Here is an 18,476-nt window from a genome sequence, read left to right as displayed (position 1 = left end):
TACTTCAATTTTACCGTTAGTTACTAAAAAAGCAGAAAAGAGTATACAAAAATTATTTGCATAATAAAACATCTCCTTTTAAGTAGAAAAATGCCTTACTCGATATAAAAGTAGTTATTTTAAAACGTATGCCATGTTGATTGGAGTGGAGACTGGGCGACTCCTTGGGGATCAGCGTTACAGATGAGACCCTGGAGCGAGCAAGCGAGTGAAGCGGCTCATCGGACGCCCCCAGGAAAGCGCCCAGTCGGAACGGAAATCAACCACACGTTATGATGATAATTGGTAAATATTTAGAAAAGTTTAAATATAAATAAAAATTCAATTGACTTAATAATTATGCAGACGTATACTAATTTTAACTTAATTCAGAGGTGAGTGCATTGAAAGTAGGAATTGTTGGTGCAACCGGATATGGTGGATTAGAGCTTATTCGATTTTTACATAATCATAAAGCGGTGGAGCGGATCGATTTATTCACATCCTCAGAAGAAGGTGTTATTTTTTCTTCTAAGTTTGGTCATCTCGTTCATATAGCCGATACACCTTTACAAAAAATAGATTATGGGGCTTTAGAGAAATTTGATGTTGTTTTTACAAGTACGCCTTCAGGGGTGGCAAGTGAGCTATTACCTCCGCTGGTAGGGAAAGGTCCTAAATTAATAGACTTGTCTGGTGACTTTCGTTTACAAGATCCAGCGAGCTATGAAGCGTGGTACGGTAAAAAAGCGGCACCATTGGAAATCATTCAACAAAGTGTATATGGCTTAACCGAATGGAATGCAGAAAATATTCAACATGCTTCTCTTGTCGCAAATCCAGGGTGTTACCCAACAGCGGTATTACTTTCGTTGTTACCGTTGCTAAAAGAAAGATTGATTGATTCGAGCTTTTTAGTAATTGATGCAAAGAGTGGGATTTCAGGAGCCGGAAATAAACCATCGCAAACAACGCATTTTAGCGAGGTGAATGAAAGTTTATCAATCTATAAAACGAATACACATCAGCATATACCAGAAATTGAGCAGGCCATTTCAATGTTTACAGGGGCCAATACAACTATTACTTTTAATACGCATTTAGTGCCAATGACTAGAGGGATTTTATCTACCTCATATGCCCCTGTTATGCCTGGTGTTACAGAAGAGCAGCTAGTAGCTTGTTTACAGAGTGCTTATGAAAAGCATCCGTTTGTACGGATTGTTACAGATGCTAATAGTCTGGGAACAAATCGCGTTAAAGGTTCGAACTATTGCGATATTTCCGTGAAAGTAGATAGCCGTACGAATCGTGCCACAATCGTTGGCGTCATCGATAATTTAGTCAAAGGGGCTGCTGGGCAAGCCATTCAAAATATGAACGTTCAATTTGATTTACCACAAATTACAGGACTAGATGTCGTTCCATTCTTTATTTAACTTCTTTCAGAAAAATGTTTTAAGTAGCGAAAGTATAGCGTCAGCTTCAAATGTTTCTTATCTCTTATGTCGAGGATAATTGATTAACTAAGGAGGAAAGATTTTATGACATTAATAGCATCCGCAAGTATGATGAAAAAATTATCAATTAAAAATATTGTTTCACCAAAGGGCTTTAAAGCTGCGGGTTTACACTGTGGTTTAAAGCATAAGAAAAAGGATTTAGCTGTATTAGTCAGTGAAGTACCGGCGAGTGTAGCAGGTGTCTTTACAACGAATGCTGTGCAGGCAGCACCATTAAAAATAACGAAAGAAGTAGTGTACACAACGAAAAAAATGCAGGCGATGATTGTCAACTCCGGAAATGCTAATGCGTGTACAGGGAAGCAAGGGGCGAAGGATGCACAAACAATGCAATCCCTAGTAGCGGAAAAGCTTGGTATCGAGGCAAATTTAGTAGGAGTTTGCTCAACAGGTGTCATCGGTGAAATTATGAATATGGAGCCAGTAGCAAATGGGATTAATCAGTTAGAGCCAAAGGATAATTTAGAAAGTGCGATTGATTTTGCCCAAGCGATATTAACAACAGATACCGTTATGAAAAACACAAGTTACAGCACTATCGTTGATGGCAAGGAGGTTATTATCGCTGGTGTTGCAAAAGGTTCGGGGATGATTGAACCAAATATGGCGACAATGCTAGGTTTTATTACGACTGATGCAAATATTGAATCAGATGTTCTACAGGCTACTTTATCTGATATAACAAATTTGACTTTTAATGCAATTACAGTGGATGGAGATACATCTACAAATGACACAGTAGTTGTGATGGCAAACGGCTTAGCGGGCAATGAAGCTCTAACTCCTAATCATCCGGATTGGCAAAACTTCTACTTTACATTGAAAACAGTATCTCAAGACTTAGCGAAAATGATTGCCAAAGATGGTGAAGGTGCAACGAAGCTGATTGAGGTAGAAGTCGAAGGGGCAATTTCGGATGAAGAAGGACGTAAAATTGCTAAAACAGTAGTCGGTTCACCGCTTGTGAAAACAGCAGTATTTGGCTGTGATGCAAACTGGGGACGTATTATTGCAGCTGTAGGCTATAGTGGCGCAACGGTTGATCCGGAAAAAATTACGATCAAAATTGGCGGTGTAACTATGGTTGAAAACGGTGAGCCAGTTCCATTCTCGGAGGATGAGTTAATTCAAATTTTAAAAATGCATGAAGTGAAAATTTATGTGTCACTTGGTATTGGAGAAGGCAAGGGGCATGCTTGGGGATGTGATCTAACTTATGACTACGTTCAAATCAATGCCTCGTATCGCTCGTAAACGAATGGTCATTAAGCTTGGGGGTAGTACGCTAGAAGGCTTACATGAATCATTTTTTGAGAATTTTAAAAAACTTCAAGAGAGCGGTGCAGAGCTTATTATTACCCATGGTGGTGGCCCAGCTATCAACCGTGAACTTGCGGAGCGTGGAATAAAATCACATGCTATAAACGGTATTCGTGTAACGAGCGAAGCTGTAATTGATATCGTACAGTCAACGTTATTAGGAAAGGTCAATCCAGCGCTTGTTCATGAATTAACAACGGCTGGCATAGCTGCAATTGGTTTAAACGGATTTGATGATCAGTTGATTGTAGCCGATTACCTAGACAAAGATATATTCGGTTATGTTGGTGAAGTAAAGACCGTTAATACATCGTTACTAGAAGCATTAATAAATGCAGGGGTAGTACCAGTTATTGCTTGCGTTGGAGCGGATGTACATGGTCAGGCATTGAATATAAATGGAGATACGGTAGCAAGTGAAATAGCACTAGCTTTAGAGGCAGATAGCTTATTACTTGTAACAGATGTAAATGGTATTCGAATAAACGATGAATATCAATCGAAAGTAACACCTTCTTTCATCAATCAGTGGATTAATGAGGGGCATATTTACGGTGGGATGATACCTAAGGTTCAAGGAGCTCTCGAATGCTTAAATGCAGGTATTCCATCCGTGCAAATTGTTGGGGAATCCTTAGTAGGTACGACAATTTTATCTCATTTGAATTAAATGCTTGTCTTCACCTTTGAAAGTTACTCTTCGTTATAGTTGGAATGACTGTTCTAATGGCATAGAGGTAGCAATATAGTTGAGTAAGATTGAAGATTTTTTTAGCTATGAATTTAAGTAGGGGTGATTAGATGAGTGCTTTATTTGGAAACTATGGCAAACGCCGCGCCCAAATTGTCAAAGGGCAAGGAACAGTTGTTGAAGATGCTGCTGGGAAGAAATATTTAGATTTTACAAGTGGAATTGCAGTAGTGAGTCTTGGTCATGCACATCCTGCGATTGTGGAGGCTATTCATGATCAAAGTAGAACGCTTTGGCATACTTCTAATTTATTTGATATTCCTGGTCAGGAGAAGGTTGCACAAAAATTAATAGCTGATACACATTTTTCATATGCATTTTTCTGTAATAGTGGTGCGGAAGCAAATGAGGCAGCCATCAAGCTTGCACGTAAGCATACAGGGAAAAATCATATTATTACTTTCGAGAAATCCTTTCATGGACGAACTTTTGGAGCAATGTCCGCAACAGGTCAGGGCAAGGTACATAATGGCTTCGGACCACTTGTTGAAAAATTTACAATTCTTCCTTTTAATGATGTGGCAGCACTTGAAGCAACGATTGACGATACTGTCGCAGCAATAATGTTGGAGATGATTCAAGGTGAGGGCGGCGTTAACAGTGTATCACCAGAGTTCGCAGCAGCAATAGCTAAAGCTTGTGACGACAAAGGAATATTACTAATAATCGATGAGGTTCAAACGGGTATTGGACGAACAGGAACAAAATATGCTTTTGAACAAACGATTTTAAAGCCGCATATTGTGACGTTGGCAAAAGGGCTAGGTGGAGGCTTCCCTGTCGGTAGTATGATTGGCACAGCAGAGCTATATGAAACGTTTAGTCCTGGCACACATGGGACAACATTCGGTGGAAATCCACTTGCAATGCGTGTTGCTGAAACTGTGCTAGATCATGTCTTTGAACCTGCATTTTTACAAAATGTACAGGAGCTATCCGCATATTTTGTGAAGGAGTTAAAAGCGAATCTCCCTTCTACGTTTACCGTACAGGGCCAAGGCTTACTTCTTGGCATTTGCTGTGGTGATACTGAGGTAGCCTCGTATATAACTGCGGCAGAAGAAAACGGCTTATTGTTAGTAGGTGCAGGGCCAAATGTTATACGTTTATTACCTCCATTAACCGTGTCAAAAGCAGAAATCGATGAAGCAATTGCGATTTTAAAAACGATACTGCTGTAGTATCTGGACAATTATATACGATAAAAAAATCTGCTAGACTTCTTTGCAAGAAATCTAGCAGATTTTTAATGCTTATCTCCAAAATTGGGGATGATATTATTTAAAAAATATGCCATGTATATAAGTTGATTGGAGTGGAGACTGAGGGGCAGCGATAGAGGAACGAAGGCGAAAAACATCACATCCTGTGATATGCCTTCGTGACCAACGTCGGTGCTGTTGTTGCCGCCGCTGCGCTTTCGCACATTCCAAAACCTTTTGCTGTCGCTGAGCTTTCGCACAAACAAAACCAAAGCCTTCGCTATGGTGATATGTCTTTTAGTTAGTAAGATCTTATCCTGTTATGTTATTGCAGCTCTTTTACTAATGTTTTTACTAGTGTAGGGAGCCAATCGTGAAGTTGACTAAATGTAAAGCCTGCCGCTTCTGCCTTTGCAGTTGACATGTACCAATCTGCTGGAATCCCATATGGTGACTGCGACTTTTCATTGCCACCTACAAGAGATATTTTTGCATGCTTTCCGGTTGCATCTTCAATAAGACCTAGCAAATCCTTTAATGAAATTGCACCTTCCGCTGTTGCGTTATAAGTGCCTTCAATTGGTGTAATACCAGCAAAATACAAAAATGCAGCTGCTTCGTCATCTGTAATAAAGCTCATTTTTGCTTCAATATTTGGCAATGAAATAGGCTGTTCCTGTAAAATTCGTTCAACATGAAAATGTAAACGGCGTGTATAGTCGTTCACACCCATAACAATTGGGAAACGAACGGCGACAACAGGAAACATAGCTTCTTTGAAAAGTACTGCTTCTGCTAGACGCTTACCTTCACCATATGAAAAATCTTCGCGATTCCCCATTCGAATTTCATAATTAAATGGATTAAAATCTTCTTCTGTTTTGACAATCCCGTCTATTTTGTAAGTAGATAGAGTAGATGTAAAAACGAGCTTTTTCGTTTTACCTTCTAAAATTTCACATATTTTAAGAGCTTCATTCGGAGAGTAGCAAATATTATCATAGACAATGTCCCATGTAGTACTTGATAGCGCCTGTGATAATGAATCGGCATTATCTCGATTAACAATTAGCTGCTTCACCTTTGTACCAAAAGGATTTCCACTTTGTCCACGTGTTAAAATAGTTACATTATGTCCATTTTGAAGACAAAGCTCAACAAGTTTTTTACCAAAAAGGCGGGTGCCTCCTAAAACTAAAATGTTCAATTATTTCCACCCCTTCGAATTTATAGTCACCTATATAATGACAAAAAAACAGGCGTACTACAATTACTTTTTAAATGTAGTATGCCTGTTTATTATTGTTTAGGTGGGTCAGTCGGCGGAGTAGTATTTCCGTTGTTTCCTCCATTAGAGCCGTTCCCAGTGTTACCGGAACCGTTGCCGTTTGAGCCATTCCCAGTGTTACCGGAACCGTTGCCGTTTGAGCCATTCCCAGTGTTACCGGAACCGTTGCCGTTTGAGCCATTTCCAGTGTTACCGGAACCGTTGCCATTTGAGCCATTTCCAGTATTACCGGAACCGCTGCCGTTATTAGAGCCATTTCCAGTGTTACCGGAACCGTTGCCGTTATTTGAGTTGTTCCCGTTACTACCATCAGACCCATCGCCATTCTCTGAGCCGTTTCCATTTTGGTCCGAGTCATTGCCGTCAGTCGGTGGAGTAGTTGTTGGGACCTCTTCTTCCTTGTCTTTTTCAGGTTGTTTTTCACTTGCGTCGCCACCCGTAGAAACGGTATTGGATTGCGCTGAAGTTAAACCTGTAATATCTACAGCGACAACAACATAGGCATGACCACTTGCTACCGTCATGCTTTGTGAAGATTCAAGCACTGATCCAACAAGGGTTCTTTCGCCATTTGTTACTCGATAAATTCGGTAACCGACTACATCGTTTGAAGAGCCTGTCCATGATAATGTATTTCCATTAATTGAAGCAGATACTGCTGCTGGTGCATTATTATCTGCTGGGAAATCAACACCTGATACCGATGAATTCGCTAATGTCGAATTTTTTGGTAATAGGCTGGCCGGATTACCGCCAAGTGGGCCTAGCATTCGTTTAATAAATGCCTGATTTATTCCTGCACCGCTTGCTTTTACAAATTCTGATGGTGTGCTAGGAAGGGCATTATAGGTTTTACCTTTTATTGTAACAACGCTTGAAGAAGCTAAGCTATCATCAGCTTGTGAAGGTAAAAATACTTTTGCATTAAACAAATCAGAGCGCACGAGACCAGCATTAGCACATGCTGCAGATGGCGCTAAACCAGAAATACCACAGAATGATGCAGTGACAACGTTTTTCGGTTGCACAAATCTATTTTTAGGGGCGATTAACTGTGGATCTACATCATATACAGAATTCATTAATGTTCCCCATAGCTTGTTAATTCGCACACTAGGCTGCTGATACGTATTATTAAATGTATACAGTGACTGATTGTTATCATATCCCATCCATACACCAAGAGAAACATTCGGGTTATAGCCAACTAGCCACACGTCTTTGTAGTTTTGTGAAGTACCTGTTTTAGCGGCAAAGTCAGAAGAGAATTTTAATGTATTTCTTGCGACTGTACCTGTTCCTTTTGTTAACACATCTCGTAACATATCTGTAATGATATATGAAGTTTCAGGACTAAATACTTGTTCAGGTTTAACTTCGTGTTTATATATGATATTTCCATTTTGGTCTTCAATTCTATCGATCATATAAGAGTCTATGAATTGACCACCATTTGCAAAAGTTGCAAAGGCATTGGTGTTCTCTTCAACAGTAATACCTTCTTTTACGCCTCCGATACCAGCTGCAATGTTTGTGAAGTCATCGGGCTTTAGGGTTGTAATCCCCATCTTTACTAAATAATCGGCAGGGCGTCTGTTAAGAATACTATGATATAGTCGTAAAGCTGATAAGTTTTGTGAATCTGCTAATGCCTCACGTGCTGGAATTAGTCCTCGTTCATCACTAGTAATATAGTTGCTCGGGCTCCAGCTACCAATCGAGAATTTTACGTCGACTAATGGGCTACCTGCACCGATTACACCGTATTCTATTGCAGGTGCATATACGAGTAAAGGTTTCATTGTTGAGCCATTTGAGCGTTTTGCCTGTGTAGCATAGTTATAACTTTTTAATTCAAAATCACGACCACCGACAAAGCTTAAAATACGTCCGGTAGTATTTTCAATTAAAATACTTCCAACCTGTACAGGCATTTGAACATCAATTTCTTCACCTGTTACAGGGTCTTTGTCTTTAACAGTGTAAGTATGACCGTAAGTTTTAAAGTTTTCCGCTGCGCTTTGCATCGAATCGTACATATCTTTATTAATAGTTGAATAGATACGATAACCTTTTGAGCGGACATCACGATCTGCTAAAATCGTATACTTTTCTTTTAATTTTGTTTCATTTTTTAAGCGTTCTGGATCAACACCATCTGCTTCTGCTAGTTTTTCCGCAATAATGTCTCTTGCGCGACTTTCAAGCTCATACGTTAGCCAAGGATAGCGATCTTCTGCGCGCATCTCCGGTGAACGGAAGTCAGCAGTGATATCGTAAGCAAGTGCTTCTTTATATTGAGCTTCGTTAATATAACCTGCGTCTTTCATACGATAAAGTACAGTTTTCATACGATCAATACCCGGTTGCAGAGCTTCTTTACTTTTAAGTACACCTGTATTTGTGAAAGGTGTGTAAGCAAAAGGTGATTGAGGTATACCAGCTATATATGCTGCTTGAGGAAGTGATAAATCCTTTGCTTTTACATTGAAAATACCTTCAGCAGCTGTTTCTACCCCTGCAATGTTTCGACCGGAAGCGTTACGACCATAAGGAATTATGTTTAAGTAGGCCTCTAAAATTTCTTCCTTTTTCATAAAGTGCTCTAAACGCATCGCAAGTAAAAGTTCTTTTGCTTTTCGTTCATAAGATACTTCATTTGTTAATACTTGGTTTTTAATAAGCTGCTGTGTTAGTGTAGAACCACCTGTTTGTGTAGAAGAGTTGGTTACGTCTTGAAGTAACCCGCGGATGACGGCTTTCGGAACTATTCCGTTATGTTCACGGAAATACTCGTCCTCTGTCGCTAATACCGCATTAACAACATCAGGTGAGACAGCGTTTAATGTTGTTACTCGACGGTCTAAATCTGTACGTAATTTTCCGATATAAATATCGTTGGCAAAATAAATCTCACTTGTTGAATCATAGTTGAAAATTTCTTTTCGTAATTCTTCCTTAGAGCGTAGTGGCTCTTCTTTTACAAGTGAAGCAAAATAGCCAGCGCCAACTGAACCGGCAAATACAGTGCCTACCAATGCAAAGACTAAAAATAGTAAAAATAAGTTCCAGGCAACACTTCCTGAAATACGTAATTTCTTCATCCATTTTTGTTGAATTAATTCATCGATCTTTGCATTGATTTTCTCAATCCAATCTTTCAATGTATCGACCTCCTAAAATCTTGTCTATTATAGCACATATTGATTTAGGTCGAACATAATTATTGACAATGAAAAAGAATCGTTTAGAATTATGCTTATAGTTTTCTAGCGAAGAAGAGCTTGCAGTAGTGTCTATATTCCCTGTATAGAGAGCCAGCGGTTGGTGAAAGCTGGTCATAATGTAGAGACGAATTACGTGCTTGGAGCTTAGACGTGCGCGCCTGCGATAAAGGCGGTTGAATGAAGAGGAAGATGGATGACATCTTCAAGCTGGGTGGTACCGCGTTAGTTTATAACGTCCCTGCATGCAATATTTTGCGTGTAGGGACTTTTTTGTTTCTCCCTACACGGAATTATTAAACCCTTAGGAGGAATAAAAATGACGAACGAATTATTACAAGACTTAGAATGGCGCGGATTGTTATACCAACAAACTGATGCTGAAGGTATGGCCAAATTATTAGATGAACAATCTGTATCTTTATACTGCGGTGTTGATCCAACTGCGGATTCTATGCATATTGGACATATTGTGCCTCTTTTAACGCTACGTCGATTCCAAAAAGCGGGTCACCGTCCAATTTTATTAGTTGGTGGTGCGACTGGGATGATTGGAGATCCATCTGGACGCTCTGAAGAACGCCAATTACAAACGGTTGAGCAAATTGATAAAAATGTTCAAGGTATTCGTAGCCAATTAGAGCGTATTTTTGAATTTGCAGAAGATGGTAATGGTGCTCAGTTAGTTAATAACCGTGACTGGATTGGCAATATAAATACGATTGAGTTTTTACGTGATTATGGGAAATTAATTAACGTGAACTACATGTTAGCAAAAGATACAATTGCATCACGCCTTGATACAGGGATTTCATTTACTGAGTTTGCGTATACATTAATTCAAGGTATTGATTACAATCATTTATACAACCATTACAACTGTCGCATTCAAGTAGGTGGCTCTGATCAGTGGGGGAATATTACGACTGGTTTAGAAGTTATTCGCAAAACACATGAGGAAGAGACAAAAGCTTTTGGTATCACAATTCCGTTAGTAACGAAAGCAGACGGTACAAAATTTGGTAAAACAGCAGGTGGCGCTGTATGGTTAGATAGTAAGAAAACATCTCCATATGAGTTCTACCAATTCTGGATTAACGCTGCGGATGCTGATGTTGTAAAATACTTAAAAATCTTCACATTCCTTTCTCGTGAAGAAATTGAAGCTTTAGCAGTATCTGTAGAAGAGGAACCACATTTACGTAAGGCACAAAAAGCGCTAGCTGAAGAAATGACTCGTTTAGTTCATGGTCAAGAAGCATTAGACCAAGCAATCCGCATTACAGCTGCTTTATTCTCAGGTGACTTAAAAGCACTTTCTGCTGATGAAATGAAGGATGCGTTTAAAGATGTTCCTTCTATTGAAATGGCGAAAGAAGATAAAAATATCGTGGAGTTACTTGTGGAAGCAGGTATTTCTCCTTCAAAGCGTCAAGCGCGTGAAGACGTAACGAATGGCGCGATCAGCGTGAACGGTGAAAAGGTCACTGAATTAGAATATGTCATCGACAGCAAAGATCGTTTAGAAGATGCATTCAGCATTGTTCGTCGCGGCAAGAAAAAATACCATATGGTGAAGTTTGTTTAATTCAGACTTATACAACAAGACATCCCCTCAATATTTGAGGGGATGTCTCTTTTGGATGGAAATCAACCCCTCTCTTTGCAGAAGAGCCATACTTTTATTTTTAACTATCTAAAAAACTAGGAAGCTTTATGTGCTCATATTCTTGGGGGTGAAGCAAATTCGCGAGCTTTAATGCACCCTCTATAAGGCGTGGTGATGGACGACAATAAAGCCATTCCTCCATTACGTAAAGCTGTTTCGTTTTAACAGCTCGAAGCACCTGCGCATTGGAACGTTTTAATAAATTGGCCGGTTGAATACGCTCAAAGGCAACTCCTACCCAAGCCATCATAATATAGTCTGGGTCACGCCTTACTACATCAGCCCAATCAGTTTGTACGCTTGCAAGTTCTACATCCTGAAACAGATTTTGCCCACCGGCAATGGCACTAATTTCAGTTAGCCAATTAATATTCCCTGGAGTAAAGATAGGATTTGGCCACCATTCCCAATAAAGAGTAGGTTTTTTAGGAATCGTTTGAGCAACTGTGCGAAGACGATCGATACATTGTAAATACTCCTCAGAAATTTCTTTAGCACGACCTTCAACCCTACAGGCTTTCCCTAAAGTATGGAGATCCTGTGCGATTTCCTCTAATGAATTAGCATTAAAAACAATGTGGGGAATATTTCTAGCTTGTAACGCTTCAATATTTTTTTCCATGCCGGGGACACTTAAGGATGCGAGTACAAGATCAGGCTGTAATGCTTCTAATGCATCCATATCAATTGATAAATCTGGGCCAAGTTGAGGTAAGTCTTTTACTGCTAATGGCCAATCCGAAAAATCATCGACACCAACAAGCTGATCAGTCAGGCCTAAATAAGCAACAAGCTCGGTATTACTCGGACAAATTGAGATTAAACGCATCTTCTTATCTCCAATTCTTTTTAAGAAAAGTATAACGAGTGTTGTGGTCACATACAATGCCCGAACGATGTTCGCAATAAAAAGCATGCCTACAAGAGACATGCCTTTTGCTTACTTATTAAGAAAGTGCGATAGCTTCAAGTGATTCTTCTTTTTTCGCTACAGGGCCCATCGCATTTGTAATAATTTGTTTAATGTCTTCTAAAGTTGCTTTACGTGGGTTTGTTGCAGCGCATACATCTAAAATTGCGTTTTTCGCTAAGATTTCAATATCCTCATCTTTCGCGCCTAATTCGCGGAAGCCACTTGGAATGTTCAAATCTCTAGAAAGATTTTCGATTGCTACAATTGCTTTCTCAGCAGCATCACGTTTACTTAATGCTTCAACGTTCTCGCCTAACAATTCTGCGATTTTTGCAAAACGCTCAGTACGTGCTGTTAAGTTGAAGCGGCAAACATGTGGCAATAGAATAGCGTTACATACGCCATGTGGTAGATTATAGAAACCACCTAATTGATGAGCAATTGCATGCACATAGCCAAGGGATGCATTATTAAACGCCATGCCTGCTAAAAATTGTGCGTAAACCATTTGCTCACGTGCTTCTAAATCTGCACCGTTTGCATAGGCACGTGGTAAATATTCAGGAACAAGCTGAAGTACCTTTTCTGCACATGCATCAGTAATTGGTGTTGCGTTTGTCGACACAAATGATTCGATTGCATGTGTTAATGCATCTAAACCAGTAGCCGCTGTTAGAGCAGGAGGTAAGCTAATCATTAACTCAGGGTCATTAATCGATAGTAGTGGAGTAACATGTTTGTCCACGATAGCCATCTTCACTTTACGAGCTGTATCCGTAATAATTGTGAAGCGAGTCATTTCACTTGCTGTACCAGCAGTTGTGTTAATAGCGATTAATGGAACCAGTGGGTTTTGTGATTTGTCAACGCCCTCGTAATCATGTATGCGTCCACCATTCGAAGCAATAAGTCCGATACCTTTTGCTGCATCGTGTGCACTACCGCCTCCAAGAGAAACGATTGAATCACAGTTTTCAGCATGATACACTGCAATCCCGTCTTCAATGTTTTGATCTGTTGGATTTGGTTCTGCTTTCGGGAAAATTGCTACATCTATTCCAGCAGCTATAATGATGTTAGCAATTTGTTCAGAGAGACCTAATTTGTGTAAGCCCTCATCTGTTACGATTAATGTCTTTTTCACTTCTAAATCATTTAAACGTTTACCAACTTCTTGAATTGCTCCAGGTCCAAATAAGTTTGTTTTCGGCATAACAAATTGCTTTAGAACGTCTGACATAATTCCAACCCCTTTAAAATAATTGTTATTGCTTGAATGATGGCGAACCACCTTTCGAAATTCATAGTATTCTATTCCATGTAAAAGTTCAACTCGTATTTTTATTAAAATTGTTAATTTTAATCATGTTATTATTTTACAAAAAAGATAGATAGGTTTTTGATATGATGAAAGGTTGGGTTGTCTAAGAGTGTTGAATTGAAGACGTTTTGAAAATTGTTTTCCTATGAAAGTAAAATATATTTTTTGGAATATGGTTCTATTTTAAAGAAGTATTGAATAGTAAATAACTGATAATTTGTTATTAATATATTAGTAGTGATTATGTTGTTTTTTAATTGTGTAATTACTATTTTAAAGTACATAAAATCGTCATACTTTATAGGAATATTTAAAATTATTCGACCCTCCTTTTTAAATTTTTTAAGGAAATCCATAATGCGAGAGTTACATAAAGAATGACAGTATATCCGAGTAATGCGCACATGTAAAAAATTTCCTTTGAATCTGAACTGATTGGAGGATAACCACTGTGAGCATTAAAATGATATATTTCCTGCTTATAACCGAACCAAATAGCTACTAATAAAAAGTTGATTAGAAGAAGAGCCAGTAAAGCTTTTTTATGAAAAGTGATGTGCAGCAGACTTTCTTTAAAAGTAATTGGACACTTTGTTTCCTTGCTTTTAAAGGGAACTAAGAAAAAAATCATGATGCCACTATAGACTAAAACCAGCACAGTAAGTTCAAAACTCCTCATTAATTCCTCCTTTGAATTTCTAATATTTCCTATTTAGACTTCCATGAAGATAAAAGGGTTCCTTTTTCATTGATATATATATTTACAAACTGAAATGAAAAAGTTTTTATAATCTGGGCACTTTTCAGGGATATTTGCAATTTTATTGAATAATATTTCAATGAAGATATATTCAATAAAGGGGTGGGGGAAATGTCAATTAGACATGAACAAAAAGAACAACGAAGGGCCTTAATTTTACAATCTGCATTAGATTTGTTTATTCGGAAGGGGTATGGTGAAACGAAAGTAGCTGATATCGCTAAAGCTGCTAATATGAGCATTGGGTTGCTTTTTCATTATTTTGACTCTAAGGAAAAGCTATATGAAGAGCTAATTCGCATAGGGTGTGAAAGACTTCAGATGGATTTTAGTTTTACTAATGAATCACCATTAGCAATTTTTACAGCTGCTGCGGAGGATTTGTTTGACATGATCTGTACAAACCCATCTGCAGCGAAAATGTTTGTCCTAATGGAGAATGCACAACATCTTGATTCCTTGTCGGAGGATTTAAAAGAAATGCTTATGGAAGCAGATAAATTAATTAAAAAGAGTATTCCATTAATAGAGAAGGGGCAATTGCTAGGTGAAATTAAACAGGGGAATGCTGAAGCGCTTGCAGTAGCATTTTGGTGTTCTATTCAAGGGATCGCTCAATACATTGCGCTGCATCCCGAGACTCCATGTCCCAATGCGATGTGGATTATTTCAATCCTTGAAAACAGGGAGGGGATTGAAAAATGAAAACTAAACGCAACATAATAATCTTTATAGTTGTTGTTTTACTATGTGGTTGGCTTGGCGTTTTTGTAGATCGCTTCGGCCCTGAACAGCCTAGAGGTGACACACTTGGGATGGGGATTTGGCTAGTATTTCCGCTGCTGACAACTATACTATTACGTGTCTTTGCGGGAGATGGTTGGCGAGATATAGGCTTATTGCCTAATTTAAAGGGTAACATAAAATGGTATATTGTCTCGCTCCTAGTCTATCCTGTCGTCACTTCTATAGTTTTGTTAGTAAGCTATCTATTTGGCTGGATGGACTTTTCGGATTTTAATTTAAATACATTAGTTTCAGTTTTTGCTGGTGGTTTACTGATTCAATTTGTTAAAAACTTTTTTGAGGAATCAGTTTGGAGAGGTTATTTGACAAGTAAACTTTTAACGTTAAAAGTAAATGATTTTTGGTTGTATTGTATTGTTGGTGGTATTTGGGGAGCGTGGCATATGCCGTACTTTTTAGTGTTCCTATCAGAAAGTGATATCCTTAGTGTGCTTCCTGTAAATAGGTGGATATTCGCGTTAATAGGTATTGTGACGATGATTTGCTGGACAGTAATGTATACAGAAATTTATTTAATGACGAAAAGTATTTGGCCGCTTGTCCTTATGCATATGACAGAAGATGCACTTGTGAATCCACTAATTCTTGATGGCTATATCAAAATTGCTCAAGGGAAAGAATTCCTTGTTTCTCCCACGGCAGGCATTGTTACTACAATGCTTTACCTATTGGTCGGGCTTTTATTACGAACTAAACGGAAAAAGCTTCAACTGCAACTGAAATAGTTCAAGTTTTATAAACTCGCTTTCAAAGAACGGTTGAATACAGTTAACATCTTACCCTCTACTTATATTATAACCCCATCTGAAAATTATTTATAGACTACATTTTCGCCCATTCCTTACCTTATACTGTTATACGCAAGTCAAAAAAAGTATAAGGGGTGCGTTTATATGAATGACAAAGAAAATATCTTAGATCCCGGTCCGTTTTTTCATGGTACTAAAGCAGAACTGAAAATCGGAGACCTGCTTGAACCTTTGCACTTATCCAATTATCAGGATAAAAAATCTAACCATATCTATTTTACTGCAACATTGAGCGCGGCTAAATGGGGTGCTGAATTAGCAAGATCTAACTCAAAAGAGAGGATTTATATTGTAGAGCCATTAGGTGATTTTGAAAATGATCCGAACGTAACTGACAAACGGTTTCCTGGAAACCCAACGCGTTCTTATAGGTCTAAATCTCCTTTGAAAATAATAGCTGAATTAAGTTCATGGGAAAGACATTCCGATGAAGAAATAGATCATATGCTTACATCTTTAAAAAAGTTAAGTGAACAAGGACGAAATGTAATATACGATTGATTCTCACATTATTACAACACTCCCACCAAAGACATGAGCTAGTGGGGTAATTACAAGCTTATAACAGGAATGAGGAACTTTACATGAAGAAAATGGGGTTGCGTAAGCAGCTCTTTTTTCTTTGTTGAACTAACAGCGCATTTAATTGAAAGAGGAAAAAATTACATATATAAAATAAGGCAATACATTGTTAAGATTTGATAGGTAAAGTATTCTATGTAATATAATTGGAACGGTGACGTTTTTCCAACAATGAAAACGTTTTTTTTCTGACTGTGCAGGTTAGTGTAATAAGAAATTGAAATTATTTTTGGGGATAAAAATTAATCATAGAAAAGAAGATAAAAACAATATTGGAACAACTAGATTACCACAAAAAGACCGTATTACTGTATTAGAATATTTAGAACATAGAGAGTGGGGAGTGGCATTAGAACACCTATGTGCAACCATTTGTGAAGAAAATATTCTTATTTCAGAGAATGTTGTTCACCTGATTAAAGACACTTCACAACAAATGGATATTTGGGATGAGATTAAGGAAGAAATTAAAGATTTTATTTAATCATTATTCAAGAAACGGGTGCGATTGTTCAATATTCAGTCGCTTTACTTTTCTCTACCAATTGGTAATTTTTAACACTTAATAACTAGCCAATATTAAATAAAGAAAGAAGGAGGGGTATTCAAATGTTAGATACAGTATACGTTAGTATTCGTCATATGAATTTTTGGTTTGGAGAATATGGACTTTGTGATAAAAGCTGTAATGTTGAGATATCAATTTATTCAGATGCTAATAAGGTCAATAAATTGGGTTTTTTTGAAATTACCACTCAGATAAGTCTAGCTTATTTATATAACAACGAATTAAACCACGAAGAAGATTATGATTACAAGAAGGAAATTGAAGAATTTTTGAATGATGATTCTCAGATAATATACAATTATATATATCCGAGAGGTGATGAAGATTTAATATATCAGGTTGCCCATTTTGCCCCTTTAAACAGAAATAATCATAAACCCGTTTATATCGATATGTGGACTAAGCTTTCAGGTGAATTTGACATACATGAAATTAAGAATTGTGTAAAAATATTAGTTAAAGAGTTCTTCTCCGAAAATGTCTCAAATGTTCAATTTCTTGATATTCCAACATACGATGAAACTAAAAATGCATATGATGAGATTATAGGTATATTTAAAGATTAAAAAGTAAGGTATGAACAAAATTATAAGATTGTGAAGAAATATACTTAAAGTAACGGGGTGCTTTAGTTAAATTTCGATTCGCGAACTACTGACACTAAAATACCCCTAATTTAACCCTTGATCAACCCTAACTAAAAGGGTTTCAATATATTTAATTGCAAAGTTTCGCAAAAGAAAAAAGCCTCGGAATCCTTGAATTAACAAGTTTTCTAAGGCTTTTTTTTGTTGCTAAATGCAACGAAATTTTATTAACGAGAGTAGTACTCTACGATGAATGCTTCGTTGATTTCAGCTGATAATTCAGAACGCTCTGGAAGGCGAGTGAATGTACCTTCTTTTTTGTCAGCGTCAAATGTTAAGTAGTCAGGTACGAAGTTGTTTACTTCGATTGCTTCTGTTACAACAGTAAGGTTTTGAGATTTTTCACGAAGAGAAATCGTTTGACCTGGTTTTACGCTGTATGAAGGGATATCAACGCGTTTGCCATCTACTAAGATGTGGCCGTGGTTTACTAATTGACGAGATCCACGACGAGTACGAGCTAAACCTAAACGGTAAACTAGGTTGTCAAGGCGAGTTTCAAGAAGGATCATGAAGTTTTCACCGTGTACACCTTTCATTTTACCAGCGCGGTCGAATAGAGTACGGAATTGACGTTCGTTCATGCCGTACATGTGACGAAGTTTTTGTTTTTCTTGAAGTTGTAAACCGTATTCTGATAATTTTTTACGTTGGTTTGGACCGTGTTGACCTGGTGCGTAAGGGCGTTTTTCGATTTCTTTACCTGTACCGCTTAGTGAGATACCAAGACGACGTGATAATTTCCAAGATGGACCTGTATAACGAGACATATTGTTGTCTCCTCCTTTAAATTTGGTTTTTTTGTTGTAAAACAAAAACCAGTAGTACCCATTCTTATACGCATTTTATTTTCATGTATTTTCGCCTATGCAGCCGTTAGGTTACACAATACACCATCTATTTGAATCTGTTTAGTTATCCTAAAAAAATAGAGGAATAAAATACAGTAATAAGCTCATACCACTGCTGCGTTTATTTTACACAAATTTCATTGTAACTGCTTATTACATAGACGTCAATTATAACACTAACTATTTTCAAAAAAGAACTATAGTAAATATTTCCTTTATGTACACGATGCGAAATTTTAGAATAGTTAATGATACAGTGAGA

General features: G+C 37.8%; 16 protein-coding genes and 1 other annotated feature. Of the genes, 10 read left to right on the top strand and 6 right to left on the bottom strand.

What is annotated here, in order from left to right:
• Positions 1 to 383 precede the first annotated feature (383 nt).
• The 4 genes from argC (at position 384) to argD (ending at position 4,754) form a co-directional block, all read left to right on the top strand.
• Positions 384 to 1,418 carry an N-acetyl-gamma-glutamyl-phosphate reductase gene (argC, locus tag AC3WSK_RS10990; protein ID WP_427483203.1) on the top strand — a complete coding sequence of 345 codons (1,035 nt, stop codon included), beginning with the start codon at positions 384 to 386 and terminating at the stop codon, positions 1,416 to 1,418.
• A 105-nt stretch (positions 1,419 to 1,523) separates the two neighbouring features.
• Complete coding sequence (gene argJ, locus AC3WSK_RS10985; RefSeq protein WP_079561634.1) at positions 1,524 to 2,756, top strand: bifunctional glutamate N-acetyltransferase/amino-acid acetyltransferase ArgJ; 1,233 nt, start codon at positions 1,524 to 1,526, stop codon at positions 2,754 to 2,756.
• Positions 2,719 to 3,492: an acetylglutamate kinase gene (gene argB, locus AC3WSK_RS10980; protein WP_079561633.1), complete on the top strand. Its 774-nt coding sequence runs from the start codon at positions 2,719 to 2,721 to the stop codon at positions 3,490 to 3,492. The genes argJ and argB overlap by 38 nt, the downstream gene beginning before the upstream one ends.
• 131 nt (positions 3,493 to 3,623) lie before the next feature.
• Entirely contained in the window at positions 3,624 to 4,754 is a 1,131-nt protein-coding gene (argD, locus tag AC3WSK_RS10975; RefSeq protein ID WP_427483199.1) for an acetylornithine transaminase, read from the top strand.
• A 346-nt stretch (positions 4,755 to 5,100) separates the two neighbouring features.
• On the opposite strand, the gene AC3WSK_RS10970 is transcribed toward argD, so the two are convergent.
• On the bottom strand, positions 5,101 to 5,982 hold the full coding sequence (locus AC3WSK_RS10970; RefSeq protein WP_492412859.1) for an NAD-dependent epimerase/dehydratase family protein: 882 nt from the start codon (positions 5,980 to 5,982) through the stop codon (positions 5,101 to 5,103).
• Positions 5,983 to 6,074: 92 nt separating this feature from the next.
• On the bottom strand, positions 6,075 to 9,227 hold the full coding sequence (locus AC3WSK_RS10965) for a transglycosylase domain-containing protein (protein WP_492412857.1): 3,153 nt from the start codon (positions 9,225 to 9,227) through the stop codon (positions 6,075 to 6,077).
• A 102-nt stretch (positions 9,228 to 9,329) separates the two neighbouring features.
• Positions 9,330 to 9,533: a binding site (T-box leader), on the top strand.
• A gap of 73 nt (positions 9,534 to 9,606) precedes the next feature.
• On the opposite strand from AC3WSK_RS10965, the gene tyrS reads away from it, so the two are divergent.
• Positions 9,607 to 10,875 carry a tyrosine--tRNA ligase gene (tyrS, locus tag AC3WSK_RS10960; protein ID WP_079561629.1) on the top strand — a complete coding sequence of 423 codons (1,269 nt, stop codon included), beginning with the start codon at positions 9,607 to 9,609 and terminating at the stop codon, positions 10,873 to 10,875.
• A gap of 100 nt (positions 10,876 to 10,975) precedes the next feature.
• Here tyrS and AC3WSK_RS10955 read toward each other — a convergent pair whose 3' ends face one another.
• From AC3WSK_RS10955 to AC3WSK_RS10945, 3 genes are all read right to left on the bottom strand, one after another.
• A complete protein-coding gene (locus tag AC3WSK_RS10955) occupies positions 10,976 to 11,785 on the bottom strand; it encodes a cobalamin-binding protein (protein WP_427483192.1) in 810 nt (269 codons plus the stop codon).
• 118 nt (positions 11,786 to 11,903) lie between these two features.
• Positions 11,904 to 13,109, bottom strand: coding sequence for an iron-containing alcohol dehydrogenase (locus AC3WSK_RS10950; RefSeq protein WP_427483190.1), 1,206 nt, complete (start codon positions 13,107 to 13,109; stop codon positions 11,904 to 11,906).
• Between the two features lie 397 nt (positions 13,110 to 13,506).
• Complete coding sequence (locus tag AC3WSK_RS10945) at positions 13,507 to 13,869, bottom strand: hypothetical protein (protein ID WP_427483188.1); 363 nt, start codon at positions 13,867 to 13,869, stop codon at positions 13,507 to 13,509.
• Between the two features lie 192 nt (positions 13,870 to 14,061).
• On the opposite strand from AC3WSK_RS10945, the gene AC3WSK_RS10940 reads away from it, so the two are divergent.
• From AC3WSK_RS10940 to AC3WSK_RS10920, 5 genes are all read left to right on the top strand, one after another.
• Positions 14,062 to 14,655, top strand: coding sequence for a TetR/AcrR family transcriptional regulator (locus AC3WSK_RS10940; protein WP_079561625.1), 594 nt, complete (start codon positions 14,062 to 14,064; stop codon positions 14,653 to 14,655).
• Positions 14,652 to 15,482, top strand: a complete 831-nt coding sequence (locus AC3WSK_RS10935) for a CPBP family glutamic-type intramembrane protease (protein WP_427483185.1) — start codon at positions 14,652 to 14,654, stop codon at positions 15,480 to 15,482. Before AC3WSK_RS10940 ends, AC3WSK_RS10935 begins: the two co-directional genes overlap by 4 nt.
• Before the next feature lie 168 nt (positions 15,483 to 15,650).
• Positions 15,651 to 16,067: an NAD(+)--rifampin ADP-ribosyltransferase gene (arr, locus tag AC3WSK_RS10930; RefSeq protein WP_427483183.1), complete on the top strand. Its 417-nt coding sequence runs from the start codon at positions 15,651 to 15,653 to the stop codon at positions 16,065 to 16,067.
• 298 nt (positions 16,068 to 16,365) lie between these two features.
• A complete protein-coding gene (locus AC3WSK_RS10925; protein ID WP_427483181.1) occupies positions 16,366 to 16,632 on the top strand; it encodes a MafI family immunity protein in 267 nt (88 codons plus the stop codon).
• Between the two features lie 125 nt (positions 16,633 to 16,757).
• Complete coding sequence (locus AC3WSK_RS10920; RefSeq protein ID WP_427483179.1) at positions 16,758 to 17,282, top strand: hypothetical protein; 525 nt, start codon at positions 16,758 to 16,760, stop codon at positions 17,280 to 17,282.
• A 248-nt stretch (positions 17,283 to 17,530) separates the two neighbouring features.
• Here AC3WSK_RS10920 and rpsD read toward each other — a convergent pair whose 3' ends face one another.
• Entirely contained in the window at positions 17,531 to 18,133 is a 603-nt protein-coding gene (rpsD, locus tag AC3WSK_RS10915) for a 30S ribosomal protein S4 (protein WP_079561621.1), read from the bottom strand.
• Positions 18,134 to 18,476: the final 343 nt, after the last annotated feature.

The organism is Lysinibacillus sp. EB271-A1-10B (assembly GCF_058791335.1).
This window is presented reverse-complemented; position numbering and strand designations above follow the sequence as displayed.

Bases quoted from the DNA above. Each gene is read 5' to 3' on its own strand.
- argJ (WP_079561634.1), top strand. From the start codon at position 1,524: ATGACATTAATAGCATCCGCAAGTATGATGAAAAAATTATCAATTAAA.
- argB (WP_079561633.1), top strand. From the start codon at position 2,719: ATGACTACGTTCAAATCAATGCCTCGTATCGCTCGTAAACGAATGGTC.
- argD (WP_427483199.1), top strand. From the start codon at position 3,624: ATGAGTGCTTTATTTGGAAACTATGGCAAACGCCGCGCCCAAATTGTC.
- tyrS (WP_079561629.1), top strand. From the start codon at position 9,607: ATGACGAACGAATTATTACAAGACTTAGAATGGCGCGGATTGTTATAC.
- AC3WSK_RS10955 (WP_427483192.1), bottom strand. From the start codon at position 11,785: ATGCGTTTAATCTCAATTTGTCCGAGTAATACCGAGCTTGTTGCTTAT.
- AC3WSK_RS10950 (WP_427483190.1), bottom strand. From the start codon at position 13,109: ATGTCAGACGTTCTAAAGCAATTTGTTATGCCGAAAACAAACTTATTT.
- AC3WSK_RS10945 (WP_427483188.1), bottom strand. From the start codon at position 13,869: ATGAGGAGTTTTGAACTTACTGTGCTGGTTTTAGTCTATAGTGGCATC.
- AC3WSK_RS10940 (WP_079561625.1), top strand. From the start codon at position 14,062: ATGTCAATTAGACATGAACAAAAAGAACAACGAAGGGCCTTAATTTTA.
- AC3WSK_RS10935 (WP_427483185.1), top strand. From the start codon at position 14,652: ATGAAAACTAAACGCAACATAATAATCTTTATAGTTGTTGTTTTACTA.
- arr (WP_427483183.1), top strand. From the start codon at position 15,651: ATGAATGACAAAGAAAATATCTTAGATCCCGGTCCGTTTTTTCATGGT.
- AC3WSK_RS10920 (WP_427483179.1), top strand. From the start codon at position 16,758: ATGTTAGATACAGTATACGTTAGTATTCGTCATATGAATTTTTGGTTT.
- rpsD (WP_079561621.1), bottom strand. From the start codon at position 18,133: ATGTCTCGTTATACAGGTCCATCTTGGAAATTATCACGTCGTCTTGGT.